At 38.8% G+C, this 18,435-nt stretch carries 18 protein-coding genes and 1 other annotated feature; of the genes, 16 read left to right on the forward strand and 2 right to left on the reverse strand.

What is annotated here, in order from left to right; translation table 11 throughout:
• Nucleotides 1-121: 121 nt before the first annotated feature.
• The 12 genes from NSS81_RS16825 to NSS81_RS16880 all read left to right on the forward strand — a co-directional run bounded on the left by NSS81_RS16825 (nucleotide 122) and on the right by NSS81_RS16880 (nucleotide 9,549).
• On the forward strand, nucleotides 122-1,303 hold the full coding sequence (locus tag NSS81_RS16825; RefSeq protein ID WP_342429825.1) for a hypothetical protein: 1,182 nt from the start codon (nucleotides 122-124) through the stop codon (nucleotides 1,301-1,303).
• 148 nt (nucleotides 1,304-1,451) lie between these two features.
• A complete protein-coding gene (locus NSS81_RS16830) occupies nucleotides 1,452-2,534 on the forward strand; it encodes a hypothetical protein (protein WP_342429826.1) in 1,083 nt (360 codons plus the stop codon).
• Nucleotides 2,521-4,689 carry a molybdopterin oxidoreductase family protein gene (locus NSS81_RS16835; RefSeq protein ID WP_342429827.1) on the forward strand — a complete coding sequence of 723 codons (2,169 nt, stop codon included), beginning with the start codon at nucleotides 2,521-2,523 and terminating at the stop codon, nucleotides 4,687-4,689. Before NSS81_RS16830 ends, NSS81_RS16835 begins: the two co-directional genes overlap by 14 nt.
• Entirely contained in the window at nucleotides 4,690-5,247 is a 558-nt protein-coding gene (locus tag NSS81_RS16840; protein ID WP_342429828.1) for a 4Fe-4S dicluster domain-containing protein, read from the forward strand.
• Between the two features lie 12 nt (nucleotides 5,248-5,259).
• The gene (locus NSS81_RS16845; RefSeq protein WP_342429829.1) at nucleotides 5,260-5,784 is read left to right on the forward strand and encodes a Rieske 2Fe-2S domain-containing protein; all 525 of its coding nucleotides are present in this window, start codon (nucleotides 5,260-5,262) and stop codon (nucleotides 5,782-5,784) included.
• Nucleotides 5,774-5,965 (forward strand): hypothetical protein, encoded by a 192-nt coding sequence (locus NSS81_RS16850; RefSeq protein WP_342429830.1) that lies wholly within the window; start codon nucleotides 5,774-5,776, stop codon nucleotides 5,963-5,965. The genes NSS81_RS16845 and NSS81_RS16850 overlap by 11 nt, the downstream gene beginning before the upstream one ends.
• The gene (locus NSS81_RS16855) at nucleotides 5,958-6,269 is read left to right on the forward strand and encodes a hypothetical protein (protein ID WP_342429831.1); all 312 of its coding nucleotides are present in this window, start codon (nucleotides 5,958-5,960) and stop codon (nucleotides 6,267-6,269) included. The genes NSS81_RS16850 and NSS81_RS16855 overlap by 8 nt, the downstream gene beginning before the upstream one ends.
• Nucleotides 6,256-6,537 carry a hypothetical protein gene (locus tag NSS81_RS16860; protein ID WP_342429832.1) on the forward strand — a complete coding sequence of 94 codons (282 nt, stop codon included), beginning with the start codon at nucleotides 6,256-6,258 and terminating at the stop codon, nucleotides 6,535-6,537. The genes NSS81_RS16855 and NSS81_RS16860 overlap by 14 nt, the downstream gene beginning before the upstream one ends.
• Nucleotides 6,538-6,661: 124 nt before the next feature.
• On the forward strand, nucleotides 6,662-7,309 hold the full coding sequence (locus tag NSS81_RS16865; protein ID WP_342429833.1) for a sensor histidine kinase: 648 nt from the start codon (nucleotides 6,662-6,664) through the stop codon (nucleotides 7,307-7,309).
• A gap of 20 nt (nucleotides 7,310-7,329) precedes the next feature.
• Nucleotides 7,330-7,983 carry a response regulator transcription factor gene (locus NSS81_RS16870; RefSeq protein ID WP_342429834.1) on the forward strand — a complete coding sequence of 218 codons (654 nt, stop codon included), beginning with the start codon at nucleotides 7,330-7,332 and terminating at the stop codon, nucleotides 7,981-7,983.
• 15 nt (nucleotides 7,984-7,998) lie between these two features.
• The gene (locus tag NSS81_RS16875; protein WP_342429835.1) at nucleotides 7,999-8,454 is read left to right on the forward strand and encodes a GAF domain-containing protein; all 456 of its coding nucleotides are present in this window, start codon (nucleotides 7,999-8,001) and stop codon (nucleotides 8,452-8,454) included.
• Between the two features lie 12 nt (nucleotides 8,455-8,466).
• The gene (locus NSS81_RS16880) at nucleotides 8,467-9,549 is read left to right on the forward strand and encodes a PAS domain-containing protein (RefSeq protein WP_342429836.1); all 1,083 of its coding nucleotides are present in this window, start codon (nucleotides 8,467-8,469) and stop codon (nucleotides 9,547-9,549) included.
• A gap of 230 nt (nucleotides 9,550-9,779) precedes the next feature.
• On the opposite strand, the gene NSS81_RS16885 is transcribed toward NSS81_RS16880, so the two are convergent.
• Entirely contained in the window at nucleotides 9,780-11,438 is a 1,659-nt protein-coding gene (locus tag NSS81_RS16885) for a glutamine--tRNA ligase/YqeY domain fusion protein (protein WP_342429837.1), read from the reverse strand.
• A gap of 213 nt (nucleotides 11,439-11,651) precedes the next feature.
• Here NSS81_RS16885 and NSS81_RS16890 point away from each other — a divergent pair, with 213 nt between their 5' ends.
• On the forward strand, nucleotides 11,652-12,635 hold the full coding sequence (locus NSS81_RS16890; RefSeq protein ID WP_342434056.1) for a Gfo/Idh/MocA family oxidoreductase: 984 nt from the start codon (nucleotides 11,652-11,654) through the stop codon (nucleotides 12,633-12,635).
• A 40-nt stretch (nucleotides 12,636-12,675) separates the two neighbouring features.
• On the opposite strand, the gene brnQ is transcribed toward NSS81_RS16890, so the two are convergent.
• Nucleotides 12,676-14,016 (reverse strand): branched-chain amino acid transport system II carrier protein, encoded by a 1,341-nt coding sequence (gene brnQ, locus NSS81_RS16895; RefSeq protein ID WP_342429838.1) that lies wholly within the window; start codon nucleotides 14,014-14,016, stop codon nucleotides 12,676-12,678.
• A 50-nt stretch (nucleotides 14,017-14,066) separates the two neighbouring features.
• Nucleotides 14,067-14,311, reverse strand: a binding site (T-box leader).
• Nucleotides 14,312-14,567: 256 nt separating this feature from the next.
• Here brnQ and NSS81_RS16900 point away from each other — a divergent pair.
• The 3 genes from NSS81_RS16900 to kynB all read left to right on the forward strand — a co-directional run bounded on the left by NSS81_RS16900 (nucleotide 14,568) and on the right by kynB (nucleotide 18,377).
• Nucleotides 14,568-15,581, forward strand: coding sequence for a 4Fe-4S binding protein (locus NSS81_RS16900; RefSeq protein ID WP_342429839.1), 1,014 nt, complete (start codon nucleotides 14,568-14,570; stop codon nucleotides 15,579-15,581).
• 351 nt (nucleotides 15,582-15,932) lie between these two features.
• On the forward strand, nucleotides 15,933-17,690 hold the full coding sequence (locus tag NSS81_RS16905; protein WP_342429840.1) for a WG repeat-containing protein: 1,758 nt from the start codon (nucleotides 15,933-15,935) through the stop codon (nucleotides 17,688-17,690).
• A 66-nt stretch (nucleotides 17,691-17,756) separates the two neighbouring features.
• Complete coding sequence (kynB, locus tag NSS81_RS16910) at nucleotides 17,757-18,377, forward strand: arylformamidase (RefSeq protein WP_342429841.1); 621 nt, start codon at nucleotides 17,757-17,759, stop codon at nucleotides 18,375-18,377.
• Nucleotides 18,378-18,435: the final 58 nt, after the last annotated feature.

Here is an 18,435-nt window from a genome sequence, read left to right on the forward strand (position 1 = left end):
AAAGTAAGAACAACTTGCTGGTGGTGCCCTTGGATCGGAATTAAAACATAGGAAAATGGGATGCTAGCGAATGCTATGCATCCTTTTTTTAAATTATATGGTAGTAAGGAACGGTGTTTAGATGACCATAACAATCGATTCATGTCTTTCATTAGTCCCGATTGAGATTCGTAAGGATAAGAAACATTTTATTGTCGAGGATCAGATATCTGGCGAGTTTTATGAAATGTCAGAGGTTTGCATTGATGCAATCAATTTGATACATCAAGGTGACCAATTAGGAGATATTGAGCGTGAGCTTAAAGATAAATATCCTATGGAGGAAGTTAATCTCCTGGATTTTGGTGAACAGCTGCTTGAATTAGATTTAATTGCTGAAATTGACGGGGTACAGGTTGATAAGAAGCAAAAGCAAAAGGAAAGATTGGGTTTTTTAGCGATTCCTCCAACTATTGGGAAAATATTTTTCAATAAGCTTACCTATCCATTGTATTTTGTATTATTTATAATAAATCTTTTCCTTTTCATTACCCATCCCTCTCTATTTCCACATCATGAAGATATATTTGTTTTTGACATCATGGCATTAAATGTGGTTTTATGGATGTCTTTTACGTTTTTGCTGCTGTTAGTACATGAGTTTGGTCATATTTTGGCCATGAGAGCACACAATCTCCCCACAAAACTGGGGGTTGGACACCGTATGTTCTTTGTGGTCATTGAAACGGATATGTCATCCGTTTGGAAACTTGCACCGAAAGAGCGAAATGTTCTTTTTCTAGCAGGTCTTTGTTTTGATATGGTTATCCTCTTCATTGTCCTTGTTTCTCAATTGTTGTTTCCGAGTGGTTCCTGGTTATTTAATGGATTATTAAACTTAGCGGTGTTTGACATTGTTCTGAGAATTATCTATCAATGCTGTATATATATGAAAACAGATTTATATTTTGTTTTTGAAAATGTATCTGGATGCTACAATTTAATGGAAAATGCGAAACAAAATATTAGAAATAAACTTACCTTTCTAAGACTCAATGCTCGGAAAGAAGTTCTGTTTTCAGAGGAAAGAAGGACGGTATTTCTCTATACTATCCTGTACTTCCTTGGGGTTGTCATATCAATTTCATTGTATTTCATTTATTATATTCCAGAAATTATCCATGCAGGGAACAAATTACTCCCTGGGTTTACCCATCCGCCAACAAGCTTACTTTTCTGGGATGCCGTACTGTTTTCACTTCAGGTTGGGATTTTTATTCTATTGCTTTTAAATTCTTGGCGCAAAAAATACCTTCCATCATAACTTGTGTCAAAAGTTTGTCTGAAATTGCATATCTAAGGGTTTTTTCCTCGGAGGATGGGGGAGTTCCCCTATTAATGTAACACTAACGTTTTTCTTACAATTAGAGTAAGAAAAACGTTAGTGTTATTTTTTTGAGGAGGAACAAAAAATGCATTTAAATACTTCTACTACTATAAAAGCTGAAAGCTCGATTGATAACGCATTTGCATCCCATTTTGCTAAATCGATGTTCTTAACGGTTTCTGCTATTGTATTGTTATCTTTTATCGCCACTAGAATGTTTACACATGTTGATTTAAATCTTTATGGATACATGGTCGGAACGATTGTATTCATTGGCGGCTTTTTCTATCGCTTTATAGCTTGGGGGGAAAGACCGCCAACAAAGCTTTTTATTAAAAAAGGCTTAAAACTGCTATTTAGAAAAAGTACAGCTAAAACATCTGTTGATCATTTAGCCATCTACAACTTCATCTGGAATCGTGGATTCTACCGCTGGATTCAGCATATTTTAATCGGTTGGGGTTGTGTTTTAGCCTGCCTAGTCACGTTTCCACTCGTGTTTGGCTGGATGTATTTTACCATGGACGAAAACGGTCTCTATACAATCGTCTTAATGGGAATGAACTTGATGGAAGTTAAAGCAGATGGGATCATCGCTTGGTTCTCATATAATGCACTAAATATTTCAGCAACAATGGTTATTGCCGGAGTATGTATGGCATTATACCGCCGCTTGAAAAACATGCAGGCAAGAGCAGAACAAAAATTCATTTATGACTTCCTGCCGCTTTACTTATTATTGTTTATTTCAATTACAGGTCTTTTATTAACCTTCCAGAATGTTTTCCTGCATGGCTGGATGCAGCCGCAGATGTCATTGATTCATCAATTCTCTGTAATCGTGACACTGATTTACTTGCCCTTTGGAAAGCTAGCCCATATACCTTTCCGTCCGATGAGTGTATTAGCAAAGAATTACCGTGAGCATTACAGTGCACAAGCAATGAAAGAATGTAAGGTTTGTGGAGATGAATTTGTTTCAGTTGAACAATCAAGCGACGTTGTTCAAGTATTAGGTGTAAATGATATCGAATTTAACATGGAAGATGGCTTTAATCTAGCTGAATTATGTCTGCCATGCCGCAGAAAATATAGAATTTCAAGGTTCTCAGGATTCGCGACACATCAAGTGAAGGTCAAGGAGGCAAACCAGAATGCAAAGGGATAAGTTTTTTAAAGAAGTTGAGAATGTAAGACATCCGAATGAAACACTTGTGAAAACACACTGCAGCTATTGTGGAATGCAATGTGGGATGAACTTACGTGTAAATACAAAGACAAATAAGATTATCGGTGTTGAGCCTCGTTATGACTGGCCTGTTACATTAGGAAAAATGTGTCCAAAAGGGGTTACTGCTTATCAGCAAACCAACCATGATGATCGCCTGCTAAAACCTTTAATCCGTGATGATGCATCCTTAAAAGGAACAAAGGACGGCTTCCGTGAAGCAACCTGGGATGAAGCATATGACTTAATCGTGAAAAAATTCCAAGAGCTGCAACATGATTATGGTAAGGATTCACTTAGTGTTTATAGCGGTGTATCTATGACCAATGAAAAATGTTACCTTACTGGAAAATTTGCACGTGTTGGCTTACAAACTCGCTACATCGACTATAACGGCCGTTTCTGCATGGCAAGTGCTGCAGGTGGATTTATGAGATCCTTTGGGGTTGACCGTGGTTCAACACTTCCTTGGACAGATCTTCATGAAACGGACTGTTTGTTTATTGCCGGCAGTAACACGGCTGACTGTCACCCAACATCAATGTTCCGCGTTTGGGCAGTTCAGGAAAGAGGCGGTTATTTAATCGTAGCTGATCCTCGTGAAACCCCTATTGCAAGAAGAGCAGATGTTCATTTGGATTTAAGACCAGGAACAGATCTAGCGCTTGCAAATGGAATTTTAAACTTACTCATTCAAAACGGCTATGCTGATGAAGAATTTGTTAACAATCATACGAACGGTTTTGAAGAAACAAAAGAACTAGTGAAAGAATTCACACCAGAATATACAAGCGAATTAACAGGAGTTGCACCTGAAAAGATAATCAAAGCTGCTGAAATTTACGGAAAAGCACCTAATGCGATTGTTATGTTTGCTCGTGGTATCGAACAACAGGTTAAAGGTGTAGACAATGTTTCAGGGTACACAAACATGGCGTTAGTGACTGGTAAAATTGGTCGGCCAAAAGCAGGTGTTGCAACATTTACGGGACAGGGAAATGGTCAAGGCGGTCGTGAGCATGGTCAAAAAGCTGATGCATTACCTGGCTACAGGAAAATTGCAAATCCTGACCATGTTAAAGCAGTAGCTAAGGTGTGGGGTATCGAACCAGAAGAAATGCCAAAAGAGGGTGTTTCCGCATATGAAATGTTTGGATTAATGGAGCAAAAAACAATTCGTGGCTTGTACTTATTATGCTCAAATCCTGCAGTATCTGCACCAAACTTAAATTATGTAAGGGAACAGTTAAAGAACCTGGATTTCATGGTATGCGCTGATTTCTATCTATCGGAATCTGCTGAATATGCTGATGTAATCTTGCCAACAACTACATGGTCTGAGGACGAAGGGACAGTTACTAACCTTGAAGGACGTTGTATAAAAATTAACAAGGCACAAGAGCCACTTGGAGAATCTAAACCAGATTGGCAAATTCAAGTTGAGCTGTGTGAGCGTTTAGGAAGAGGGAAATACTTCTCTCATTTGAATACGGCTAGTGATGTTGGCGACGAATTCCGTTTAGCTTCAAAAGGTGGCTATGCAGATTACTACGGAATCACTTGGGATAAAATCGAAAAGCAAGATGGCGTATTCTGGCCATGTAAAGATGAAGATGATAAAGGAACACCACATATGTTTTTGGATAAAAAATTCTATCATCCTGATGGAAAAGCAAAAATTTGTGCGTTGCCATACCGTCCGCCGGCTGAAGAGCCAAATGAAGACTTTCCATTACGCTTAACAACAGGACGTGTTGTCTATCATTATTTATCAGGTAACCAAACAAGAAGAATCAATTTCTTACGTGATATGTGCCCAGAGCCATTTGTAGAGGTACATCCAGAAACAGCTGCCCTCTACAATATCGAACATGAAGAATTTGTCCGCTTATATACCCGTAGAGGCGAAGCAGAATATAAAGTGAAAATTACTGAAGCGATTCGAAAAGATACAGTTTTCGTTCCATACCATTGGGGTCATGATAAATCTATTAATCTATTAACAATTCCAGCCCTAGACCCGATGTCACGGATGCCTGAATTTAAAGCATGCGCAGCGCAGATTGAAAAACTAGAACTAAAGAAGGTGCAGTAAATGAAAAAGAGGCTTTATTTAGAACTTGAAAACTGTATTGGGTGTCGCTCTTGCTTGGCGGCTTGTACGCAATGCGGCGGCCATGAGGAGCGTAATCGTAACTATGTTTACGATGTGAACCCGCTCGTCAACCGTCAAACGATGCCTCTGATGTGCCTTCACTGTGTGAATCCAGCCTGTGCGAGAAGCTGTCCGGCTCAGGCTATTCAGATTCACGAAACTGGCGCGGTTTTATCTGCTCTTGTAGAAAAGTGTATAGGTTGCCAGAACTGTACCATTGCCTGTCCGTATGGTATTCCAAAGTTTGATACTGAGCAAAATCTAATGTACAAGTGTGATTTATGTATCGACAGGACGAAAGACGGCATACCGCCAATGTGTGCGAGTGTTTGTCCTTCCAATACAATCCAGTGGTTAACAGAGGAAGAAATTGATGCGAAACAAAGTCAATTTAATTTAGACAATGATAAATGGGTGACAAGTATGCCGTTAGAAGGCGAAACAAATGTAAGAGTGAATCTTCCTGGTATTTTACAGGGCGTCACGAAATTGTTTTAGGAGGGATTAGACATGACGGATAAGAATAATAAAATCCCATTTGAAGAAGATAATTATACCCATAATATAAATCGCAATAATGAAAGAAAGCTAGACCGTCGCGGGTTTATGAAAACATTGGTAGGTGCAGCGGGCGTATTCGCTGTTTCCTCTCTTCCATGGGGAGTATTGGCGGCTAAAGAATTAAATGGCCTTGGGGATAAAAAATATCCGAAACAGAAAATAACCGATGTCAAGTCATTGGCTGTTGGTGATTCAACTGACTTTGCCTTTCCTGGAGAACATGATAGTGCAATTTTAATAAGACTTTCGGAATCGAAGTACGTAGCTTATCAAAACGCCTGTACCCATCTTCGTTGTCCTGTATTTTGGAAAAAGGATGAAGGTGAAATGATTTGCCCCTGTCATCATGGAAAGTTTGACGTGGAGACGGGTACACCAACTGCGGGTCCGCCAAGACGCCCACTCCCTGAAATTTATGTGAAAGTAGAAAACGGTGCTGTATATGCCGTGGGGGTGAAACGTTATGAAGCGTAGTTACGTAAGTGTTGCCCTCCTTCTAGCTGTTTTAATGTTGAATATTATTGTTACCCAATTCATGGTTCACCAATACTTTTATGAAAATTATTCGAAGACAATTATTGCTGCAATCATCAATGTCATATTGTTTCCAGTTGCATTCCTTATCTATAAAAAGGGTGTGAATGTTCATGAATAGTGAGACATATATCGATTTTTGTTTTATGAGAGCACAATCGGATAATTTTGCGATTGAAATTGATGAATTATTAAAAAGTACATTTGGAAAAAAGCGTTTGAAATGGTATCTTGAAGAAAAGAATTTAAATGGGGCCGAGATGGTTATTGCAGAAGTGAAGGGTATGAGTGATTGGACATCTGAAGAGGAATCCATCCGTTTTCTTGAAGAAAATGCAGGGGATAAGTTTTGGGAGTATCTTCAAGGCTATAAAATGTTCATTTATCCTGCCAAGAGAGGATGTAATAGCTGTGGAACCCATTAGCATAGATGAGCTGCAGCGATTCGTCGGAGAATCTGTTGAAGTTATTATTCAGGATGCACAAGTAAAGGATCAAGCACCAATTCTTCAGAAAAAGGTGAAGAAAGTCCAGAACTGCCCTGATGGCACACATATCCGTTTCTATTTTGATAACTTCTATTTTCTTGCAGTTCCATTGGCAAGTAATGTAAGCCAAACGGCAACAGCCTTTTCAGCATCAGATCCAAAAAGCGGTTTAACCTATACGATTAAAAAGGTTCAGGTCAATTAATAACCTGGCTTTTTTTTTACAATAAAAGTACATTGTTGTTTTAGTTCACTCTGTTGATTGAGCGAAGTGCCTTGAGCTTCAATCAACAGACATGAATAAAAATTAAACAGTGGTTAGGAGGTTAATGATGGAGCAACCAACAAATAACCAGCAAATAAGCTCATACATTATACATTCACAGGAAGAAGAGATTAAACGGATTTCCCAAGAGCTCCATGAAGGGGTTGGCCAAAATCTCTATAGCATCTTAACTGGATTACAATTCGTTCAATCAAGTACCAAACAGCAGCATTTAAAGAATTATTTACATGAAATGACAGAGTTACTTGAAAAAAACATTCAGGAGATTAGGCTTCTATCTGTTGAATTGCATCCGCCTACCCTTACAACACTTGGATTACTTCCAGCGATTAAGAGCTATATTAAGCTATATACCTCTACATTTGGAATTCTTGTTGATTTGAACTCAACTGGAGAGGAAAGGCAACTTCCCGAGAGACACCGGATTGCTGTTTTTCGCGTCTGCCAGGAAGCACTAACTAATATTGCCAAGTATGCAGATACATCTGAAGTAAAAATTGATTTTTATTGGGGAGAATATGAACTAAATATGTGTATTTGTGATTTTGGTCAAGGATTTAAAGCAGAAGAGACAGATAATACTCTAGGTATTTCGGCCATGAAGGAACGGATGCATCTAACTGGCGGAACGTGTGATATTTCCTCTACAATAGGAGAAGGAACAACGATTGAAATTTCTCTTCCCTATTGAGGGAAAAAGGAGGGCTGAAATTGATAAGAATTCTCTTGGTGGATGATCATGCTGTTGTAAGAATGGGTCTGACGATGCTACTGAATAATCACCCGGATATGCAAGTGATAGGTGAAGCCTCAGAAGGAAATGAAGGTATAAAAAAGGCGCTAAAGCTAAAACCAAATGTTGTCGTTATGGATTTAAGTATGCCGCACGGAAAGGACGGATTGTCAGCTACTGCCGAGTTAAAAAAGCTCATGCCAGAAGTAAACATTCTAATTCTGACCATGCATGATGATGAAGAGTACTTATTTAGAGCGGTCCAAGCAGGTGCTTCAGGATGCATTTTAAAAAGTGCCCCGCATGATGAATTAATGTCAGCAATTGAATCGGTAGCCCTTGGTGACGCATATCTTCATCCAGCAGCAACTAAACGATTAATGGAAGAATATTTAGCCAGTACGAAGCATGGAAATAATGATACCTTTAATCTGTTATCAGACCGAGAAAAAGAAGTGTTAACACTCGTTGCAAAAGGTTATGCAAACAAAGAGATTGCCGAGCAGTTAGTCATAAGTGTAAAAACGGTTGAAACTCATAAAGGAAACTTAATGGAAAAACTCCAAATGAAAACCCGACCCGAATTGGTTGAATACGCATTAAAAAAGGGGTTATTAGGATATGGAATGTAAGGAGAATCTTCTAGGATGTCTGAAATAAAGGAACTGCAGGCCGTTAGTAACGTATGTAATCAATTAAAAAAAGCAGCCGGCTGTGAGTTTGTTGCCCTTGCCCTGCAAAATGAAGCAGGCCCTGATGTCAGATGGCACTTTGCAGCAGGCAACTTGAATGATAAATACAAACGTATAACTGTCCGCTTTGGAAAAGGCATTGCAGGGAAAATCATTTCTAGCGGCAGCCCGATGGAGATGGTTGATTTTCCTAATGATATTATCGGTAAGATTACTGACCATCCAATCATGCTAGCGGAAAAACTAGTATCCACTTACGCAGTCCCATTGTTTTTTAATGCTGTTCCTAAAGGTGTCTTGCTTATTGGTAATAGAGAAAAGCATATTTTTTCTGAGCGGAGTCATGAGCTTGTAAAGGAAAGTGCTCATTTGTTGGAGCAAATCCTAAAAAGCCATATTTTACGTTTATGAAGGAGGCATGGAATGGATAAGGAATTAAAGCACCCTTCGAACGAGCTAGCCTACCTTAAGTTAGAATTAAACAAGTCGATGCAGGAATTGATGGATACTAAGTTTGCTCTCGATGAATCATCGATTGTTGCAATAACAGATTCTAAAGGGATCATTACATATATAAACGATCAATTTTGCCGAATTTCAAAGTATTCTAAAGAGGAGCTTTTGGGTCAAGATCATCATATTTTAAACTCTGGATACCATTCAAAGGAATTTTTTAGAGAAATGTGGAGAACAATCGGTTCCGGTGAGGTTTGGAAGGGTGAAATTCGAAATAGAGCGAAGGATGGGTCATACTATTGGGTAGACACAACTATTGTTCCATTTTTAGATGATAAGGGTAAACCATATCAATATTTAGCCATTCGTTTTGAAATTACGGAAAGAAAACGTGTAGAACAAGAATTGCAATCCATGATGACGACTATCATAGATGTTCAAGAAGAGGAACGCAAGCGTTTATCACGAAATTTACATGATGGAATTGGACAAAATTTATATAGTCATTTGATTACAATCAACCGTTTAATGACTGAAGTAGACCACCCATTAATCCAACAAATGCAAAAGGAAGCAACAGAACTAATTGAAGAAATTCGAGAAATTTCCTGGGAGCTGCGTCCCTCTGTATTAGATGATCTCGGCCTTGTTCCAGCGATTCGATCCTTCCTTTCACGGTATTCTGAGAACTATAATATTGATGTTTATTTTGACTGTGTGCTGAATCAGCGTCTGGATATTGGTATCGAACTAACCATTTATCGAATTATTCAGGAAGCATTAACAAATGTCCGAAAGTATGCAGAAGTTTCCGAAGCAACTGTGACTGTAAGAAAAATAGACGATATTATTAGGGTAATGATTGAAGACCAGGGGTGCGGATTTGATTTATCTGAACAAACCCATGGAGTTGGTCTGTTTAGTATGGATGAACGGGCACGTTCCGTTGGCGGAGAACTCACCGTTTCTACTTCACCAGGAAAAGGAACGAAAATCATCTTAGAAGTACCGGCTTCTGTTACAGGAAAAGGAATAAATCGTGACACATAAACAAAAGAACCAGACATTAACTATGCCTGGTTCTTTGTTTTATATTTGGCTTTGTTAAAGATCAATGTTGATTTTATAACTCTGTTGATTGGAGCGGAAGGCGCGAGACTCCTGCGGGAGTATGGGGCTGGGGAGAACCCACAGGCGCTTAAGCGCCGAGGAGGCTCCCCGGCACGCCCGCGGAAAGCGAAGCGCATGGAGCGGAAATCAACAGTCAAGTTTAACAGAGTTTAAATTTTAAACGAACTCTTTAATGAAACAACTCGGTTGAAAACAAGCTTATCGATTGTAGTTAGTTTAGGGTCTACACTAAAATATCCATGTCTAAAGAATTGGAATTTATCTTGTGGTCTGCTTTCCTTCATGTTTGGCTCCACATAGCCTTGTAAAACTTCTAGAGAATGAGGATTCACATGGTCTAGAAAGGTTTTCTCCTCCACGTCCTGTTCTTCTTCTGTTTTATCCAAAATAAGTGGTTCAAATAAACGGAATTCAGCAGGTACGGCATGGGCCGCTTCAACCCAATGAATGGTTCCTTTTACTTTACGGCCCGTAAAACCGGTACCACTTTTTGTTATAGGGTCATAGGTACAGCGTAGTTCTACTACTTCTCCATTTGCATCTTTAACTACTTCTTCACATTTAATGAAATAGGCATTTTTTAAACGAACTTCATTGCCGGGGAAGAGACGGAAATATTTCTTTGGTGGATCTTCCATAAAATCGTCTTTTTCAATATAGATCACACGAGAAAATGGGATTTTCCTCATACCCATTTCCGGATTTTCTGGATTGATTTCAGCGTCAAGTAATTCGATTTGACCCTCAGGATAATTAGTGATTACCACTTTTAGAGGATTAATAACACCCATCGTCCGCGGTGCTTTTAATTTTAAATCTTCACGGACATAATGCTCGAGCATTTGTGAATCAACGGCACCAGATCCTTTTGAAACACCCGTTTCCTTGACGAAATTGCGAATGGATTCCGGGGTATAACCTTTTCTTCTCATACCAGAAAGGGTCGGCATCCTAGGATCATCCCAGCCATCAACAAATCCTTCATCAACCAATTGTTTTAGTTTTCGTTTACTCATGACTGTGTTGGTTACATTTAGCCGACCAAATTCAATTTGCTGAGGCTGACTCGCCATTTCGCACTTTTCAACCACCCAATTATAAAGAGGACGCTGATCCTCGAATTCCACTGTGCAGATGGAATGGGTCACATCTTCAATTGCATCTTCAAGTGGGTGGGCAAAAGCGTACATTGGGTAGATACACCATTTATCCCCTGTATTATGATGTGTAGAATGGGATATACGATAAATAACTGGGTCACGCAAATTAATATTCGGTGATGACATATCAATTTTTGCACGAAGCACCTTTTCACCATTTCCAAATTCGCCCTCACGCATTCTTTTAAATAAGTTAAGATTTTCCTCGATCGAACGCTCGCGATAGAGACTATCTTTACCAGGAGAGGTAAGAGTACCCCTATATTCACGTATCTCATCAGCGGATAGGTCATCCACGTAGGCAAGTCCTTTTTCAATTAATAATACCGCACGGCTATACATTTCCTCGAAATAGTCGGATGCAAAGTATAAATTATCCCATTCAAAGCCAAGCCATTTTACATCTTCTTTAATGGAGTTTACATACTCGACATCTTCCTTTAATGGATTGGTATCATCAAATCGTAAATTTGTTGTTCCGTTAAATTCGTCTGCTAAGCCAAAGTTGATTATAATTGATTTAGCATGTCCAATATGTAAATACCCATTTGGTTCAGGTGGGAAACGAGTAATAATTTTATTGTGCTTTCCTGATTCTAAATCTTTGATCATTCTATCTTTTATAAAATTAGACGTATGATTGTCCATACTTTCAACCTCTTTCATCTTATCTACTATTTAATAAATAACATAAATACTGATATTTTTCCATTCTTCCCAACAATTCATATGAAAAATAGCTCTAAAGCTTATTTTACCAAAAAATCGATAAAAAGGTGAAAATGGTTTTAGTGGTAAATAAAGCATAAAAAAGATAAACTACAATTTTGAAGATAAATAATAGGAAGGGGAAGTTAGATGATAAATTTCGGCACAGTTGGAACAGGGTGGATTACAACCTCCTTTATCGAAGCAGCAAAGCTCAGTGAACAATTTAATCTAGTCGCAGTTTATTCTAGAACAAAGGATAAAGCTCAAAAGTTAGCTCATACATATAACGCACCTGCCTACTTTTCTAATCTTGAGGAAATGGCAAAAAGTGATGAAATCGAGGCAGTCTACATTGCTTCTCCAAATTCTCTGCATTTTGAGCAGGCCATAACCTTTTTGAAAAATAAAAAGCATGTCATTTGCGAAAAGCCGATATTTTCAAATACTGCAGAACTTGAAGAAGCCTACCGGACTGCAGAGGAAAATGGGGTCTATCTATTTGAAGCAATTCGAAATATCCATACTCCGAACTTTGAAATATTAAAGGAAAAGATACATATGGCAGGTAAGATTAGGAGTACGATTTTACCATATATTAAATATTCCTCTCGATATGATTTGCTTTTACAAGGTGAGGAACCCAATATCTTTTCAGCAACCTATTCTGGAGGTGCACTGGTTGATTTAGGCGTGTATCCTCTATTTTTAGCCGTTGGACTTTTCGGTGAACCAGTAAAAACAAACTATTTTCCTGTCATCTTAAGCAGCGGTGTTGATGGAAGCGGAACGCTTGTATTGGAGTATGAGGACTTCATCTGTACCATTCTTTGTTCAAAGATATCCGATTCGGTTGCTCCGTGTGAAATCCAGGGAGAGAAGGGAACTTTTATCCTAGAGGATGCAGCACCGATCTCAGAAATCAGGTTTATTGACAGCCACACAAAAGAGAGCCAAATAATAAGTGTCGTTCAAGAAGAGAAAAACATGGTGTACGAATGTAAAAATATCGCAAGGATTATCGAAACTAGCAATACTAAGGAATACCATGAATTAAAAGATTTGAGTAAAATAGTTCTTCGGATTACTGAAGAGGCAAGGAAACAAAATAATATCGTATTTGCTTCAGAGAAATAATGAAAGGAACCAAGGGTTATATTCTTGGTTCCTTTCATTTTTAGGATGCCTTCCCTATATTCAAGTCCTTCTCAGTTGCGGAGGATCTGGTTCCTTTTGCTATTAGGAGACCTGCGACCGCTCCAACGATGGCAGGGACGACCCAGCCAAGGCCGACAGAGGCGAAGGGAAGGTTGCTCATGACTGAATCTAAGAAACCAACCTGTAGACCAAACATTTTCAGTCCATCATACAAGCTAACAATTCCAGTTAGAAGCATAGCTCCCGCGTATACTTGCTGAGAGTCAGCAAAGAAGCGGTGGAAGAAGGAAAGGGATACAAGTACGATAGTTAATGGATATGCCATGACCAGGAATGGTACAGAAACGAAAATGATTTGATTTAAGCCAAGATTCGCAATTAAAAAGCTTACAATCGTTACAGCAGCAATAACCTGCAGGTAACTAAATTTAGGTGCCATCTTAGAGAAAAACTGCCCACAAGCGACGGTTAGCCCTACGCAAGTTGTAAAGCAGGCAAGCGTAAAGATAAGACCGAGCAACACCGTTCCGCCATTGCCTAACAGGATCGTTGCAGCGGAGGATAAGACTGCAGTTCCATTATCAAAGGTGCCGTAAGAGGCCATCTTTGCGCCTAACAGTCCAATCACAATATAGACAACAGAAAGGGCCGTTCCTGCAATTAGCCCAGCCTTAACGGTATAACTGGTTAATTGCTTTTTGCCTGTAATACCTTTTTGCTTAAGTGCCGTCAGAATGACAATTCCGAATGCTAAGGCAGCCAAAGCATCCATTGTTGAATAGCCGTCGATAAACCCTTTAAATAATGAGGCAGTCTGATAGGTATCAGTTGGTGCCTGCAGAGGCTGGTCTAATTTTAGAAAACTTGTGATACAAAGAACCATAATTGATAGGAGAAGGATAGGAGTAATCAAACGTCCCATATAATCTACAACCTTCGATTGGTTTAAGCTCAATAGGAAAACAAGTAAAAAGAAAATGGCTGTAAATCCTAGTAAGAGTAATGGCTGGCTTAAGGATACATTTCCTAAAAAAGGCTTGAAGCCCATTTCAAAAGCCACATTTGCATTACGCGGAACACCAAAAAATGGTCCGATAGATAGATAAACAACTACGGTAAATATGGCTCCGAACCAAGGATGGACTCTGCTACCTAGAGTGTTTACACCATCCTTAACGAGTGCGATAGCGATAAGGACGAGGAGCGGTAATCCAACTGCAGTGATAATAAAGCCAATAATTGCTGGCCAAAAGGAAGTTCCAGAACCTAATCCTAAGAATGGAGGAAAAATTAAATTCCCTGCCCCAAAAAACATTGAAAATAGCATTAATCCAACAAATAAAGTATCCTTCTTTTTCATTTCACTCTCTCCCACATTCTTTTTTTACATAACAAAAAGCCCGTCCCATGGATAGGGACGAGCTAGCTCGCGTTACCACCCTACTTCTGCAAACTAAAAAACATTTGCAGCTCTCGATCAACGTACAATCATACGTGTCCCATGGTAACGGCAGGCAGTTCCGGCAGGGCTTACTCTTATTTCAGCCAAGCATCTCGGAGATGATTTTCACTCGTGTCTTGACACCGGCTTTCACCACCCGCCGGTTCTCTGGGGTACAAGGTTTACAAGTTACTCTTCTCGTCATCGATTTTAAATTTGAACTATTTTAAAACTTCAATAAATCTATTATTGCAATTATAATATTTTAAAATAGTTTTGCAACCCCTATTTTTAAATAAATATAAGGAAAACGATTACAACATGGATAGGATAATAATATAAAAAATTTGTCTGTTTTAAGATGAGTATGTGAACTCTTTATGAAAACAATATAATCAATGATATATATCACTTACCCTGTTTTCTCTTGTTACTTATATTTAAGGTAATGAAAGAATGGGGGAATTAAAATGAAATCCAAGAACTGGTATGTTAAACAGTTTAAGAAAAAGCCGGTTCAAATAACAAGATATGTCGTTCAAGCGGTATTTCTGTTCTTTATGTTATATATTGGCTTGCGCTTTTACCAATTTTACATGCATTTTGAAACCTTAGGACAAACTCCATTTGTTGACCGGCCACCAGCCGTCGAAGGGTTTCTGCCTATTAGTGCCTTAATGGGCTTAAAGGTTTGGCTTGATATTGGAGAGTTTGATCTGATTCATCCTGCTGGACTCGTCTTAATTAGCTTTTTTGTTTTTGGTGCAATTATTTACCGAAGGTCGTTTTGCAGCTGGTTCTGTCCTGTTGGAACAGTGAGTGAGTTGTTAGCAAAATTAGGCCGGAAGCTATTTAAAAGGAACTTTGAAATTCCGAAATGGCTTGGTTGGCTGTTACTCCCAATAAAGTATTTATTATTGCTGTTTTTTGTTGGGATGGTCATCATCATGCCGACTTACAGTGCCATCCAATTTCTTAATGAACCGTATAATAAAATCTCTGATGTTAAAATGCTGCTATTTTTCTTAAATATTGGAGGAGTTGGCTTAGTAGTTGTTAGTTTGCTAGTTATTCTTTCTATATTTTATAGAAACATCTGGTGCAGATTTTTGTGCCCGTATGGAGCGCTCATTGGGCTTGGTTCAATATTTAGAATCTCGAAAGTACGCAGAAATGAAGAGACCTGTACAAATTGTGAAATGTGTACAAAGGTATGCCCATCGAGAGTAACTGTTCATAAGGTGGAAGCAGTGAATAGCCTTAATTGTACAGGATGTATGGCATGTGTCGAAGCATGTCCAGTAAAAGATACATTAAATATGACAGTAGTAAATAAAAAGGTTAGCAAGTGGTTTATACCTGTAACTTTCCTTGTTTTATTTTTCCTTGTAGTTGGATTTGCAAAAATCACCGGTCACTGGGAAACCATCATTACGTATGAAGAATGGCAACAATTGATTCCTTTGGCAAAAAATATTAAGTAAATAAATACTAGAAGTGCAGCCTGTTGTAAAATGGGCTGTTTTTCTATTGTTTTGATAAAGTACCTGTTGATTGGAGCTCCAGGCACGCAGCGACCCGCGGGCAGTCCGGGAGCCTCCTCGTCGCTTCGCCCTTGCGGGGTCTCCCGTGACTTACTCTTCCCGCAGGACATTGAATATGCTTCCTTGAATTTGCACCGCACGAAGGAAATGCGGTAGCATTTTCGAGGAGTTCTTCGTGCCTTCCACTCCAATCAACAGAGTTTTTGCAAAGCCTTATTGCTATAAGGTGATAACCAGTTGCCCCCATTTCACATATATATAATCTAAAAAAAGTTAAATGGGGTAGTTTGGATGTCTAGTAGAAATCAAGAGTTGGAGAATTGGGTTGTATTTCTGCTCTCTTTATCCAGGTCGGTTTACCTCTTTCCAGCTGCAGTTAAAAAAATTGGCGGTAAATGGTGGGGATATATCGATAAAAGCGGGAAATTTGTTCTCCCTCCGACCTATGAAGAAGCACAGAGTTTTCAGGAAAATGGATTAGCAATTGTCAGATTGGATGACGCAACAGGCATTATCAACACTGATGGGTATTTTATCGTAAAACCTAAATACGATACGATTCAGCCTTTCTCTGAAGGGCGAGCAGTCGTAATTGATAAGCAAGGCTTTAAGGTTATCGATGAGAGTGGGAAGGAAATTACCGAAAAGGCCTATTCCATTGCCAGTGACTTTAAAGAGGGCAGAGCAGTCATTGCAAATACAGATATAGATGGTAACACTAATTATGGATTCCTCAATAGATGGGGAAAAGAAGTGATTCCATTGGAATATGATCACGTAGAGAATTTCGAGGCAGGAAAGTCAATTGTAAAGATGAAAGATAACAAATATGCCTTGATTAATTTAACTGGAAAGGTGCTAATGGAATTTCCCTATTCGTTCGTTGGATCCTATGGAGAAGGCTTGCTTGCTTTTCGAAAAGACAAGGACGGTAAATTAGGTTATGTGGACGAACAAGGTAAAATTATCATTGAACCCCAGTTTTCAGATGGGCAGCCATTTATTGAAGGTAGAACAATTGTGAGTACTTCTGATAATCTGGAAGCGAATTATGGCTTACTTGACAGACAGGGAAAATATATCCTCAAACCAATATACTCTTCACTATTAAACCTTAATGAAAATCGGTTCGCAGTCGGGAAAGCTTTAGATCCAAAGAGGACATACTTAGGCACGAAGTATGCAATTGCCGATTCCAACGGGCATTTTCTCACGGGTTTTCTTTTTAATGGTGTTACTTTGTATCATAATGGAATGGCATCAGCCTATGACGACAACTTTACTTATTTCATTGATAAAAGAGGTAAGAGAATAGAGCATCTTCCTAAAATAGCTGGCAATGGAATACTGGCCTTTGAAAAAAACATGATCAAAGGTGAGATTGACTTTCGGGTAATGTACTTTGATAAAAGAGGTCAACTGGTATGGAAACAAAATTCTGTAATTCCGTTAAGGGACCAATATGCTGTAATCGAACACAAATATAGGCCAAATAAAGATTATTTGGTTTATTATCCTCAGGTGAACGGAATAGGAAATCAAACGAAGATAAACGATATGTTGAAGGAACTTTCTGGTGTAAAAGATATCCCTTCGCATACACAACTTGAGTCGAACTATATGGGTGATTTTGAAGTGACCTTTTTCCAAAAAGATCTCCTTGTGATTCAAATAGAAGGGTATGACTTTCCATTTGGTGCAGCCCATGGTATGCCTATAAAAAAATATGTTCATATTGACGTTAACACGGGTGTTATTTATCAAATGAAAGACTTGTTTATTCGGAAAAGTCCATACGTTAAGGTAATTAGTGACATCATTGGTGAACAAATAAAGGATAATGAAAAATACTCCTACCTTTTTCCAGATGCCTACAAAGGTATTCAACCAGACCAACCGTTTTTTATCAGTAATGAAGGACTTAATATCTACTTTACTCCTTATGATATTGCTCCATATGCAGCAGGATTCCCGACCTTTACCATTCCAATTAATAAGTTGAGTGGTATCATTAATAAAGAAGGTGGATTTTGGAAATCTTTTCATTAATTGTCTTCAGTTAGGGTTAGGGATATTTAAATGTAGGATTGTATTTGAACTAAGGAGTGGGAAGAGATGCAGATATTTGACATTTCAAGAAGGCTTCAAAATGGAATGCCAGTTTGGCCTGGGGATACAGCATTCCATTTTGAAGTGTCCTCTTTTAACGAGGGCAGCGGGACGGTAAACGTTGGGAGCCTTCAATTGAGTACACATACAGGAACACATGTCGATGCACCGTTTCATTTTGATGATGAAGGCAAGCGAATTATCGAGTTAGACCTTGACTTATACATAGGCCCTGTCCGGGTAGTTGATATGATTGGCAAGGATCGTATTGCCGCAAAGGATTTACTTGATATTAACCTTGATGGAATTGAAAGGGTATTATTTCGAACACTTTCGTGGCAGGACTCTACCAATTTTCCTGACATGATACCGCATATAGATGCAGATCTTGCACCTTTTTTAGCAGCAAAAGGGATACGGCTGATTGGAGTGGATGTACCATCTGTTGATCCAATAGAGAGTGAAACCCTTGAAGCTCACCATAGCTTGCACGAAAATGGAATTCATATTTTGGAATCCGTGCTTCTAGATAATATCGAATCAGGAGATTATGAATTAATCGCCCTGCCGCTGCCACTTGTCGAAGGTGATGGCAGTCCTGTAAGAGCGATATTACGTTTACCGTAAGCATGAAAAAGCAGAGTGAATAAATTTTCACTCTGCTTTTTCTAATTAAGCACTTACC

The organism is Neobacillus sp. FSL H8-0543 (assembly GCF_038592905.1).
GTDB lineage: Bacteria > Bacillota > Bacilli > Bacillales > Cytobacillaceae > Neobacillus.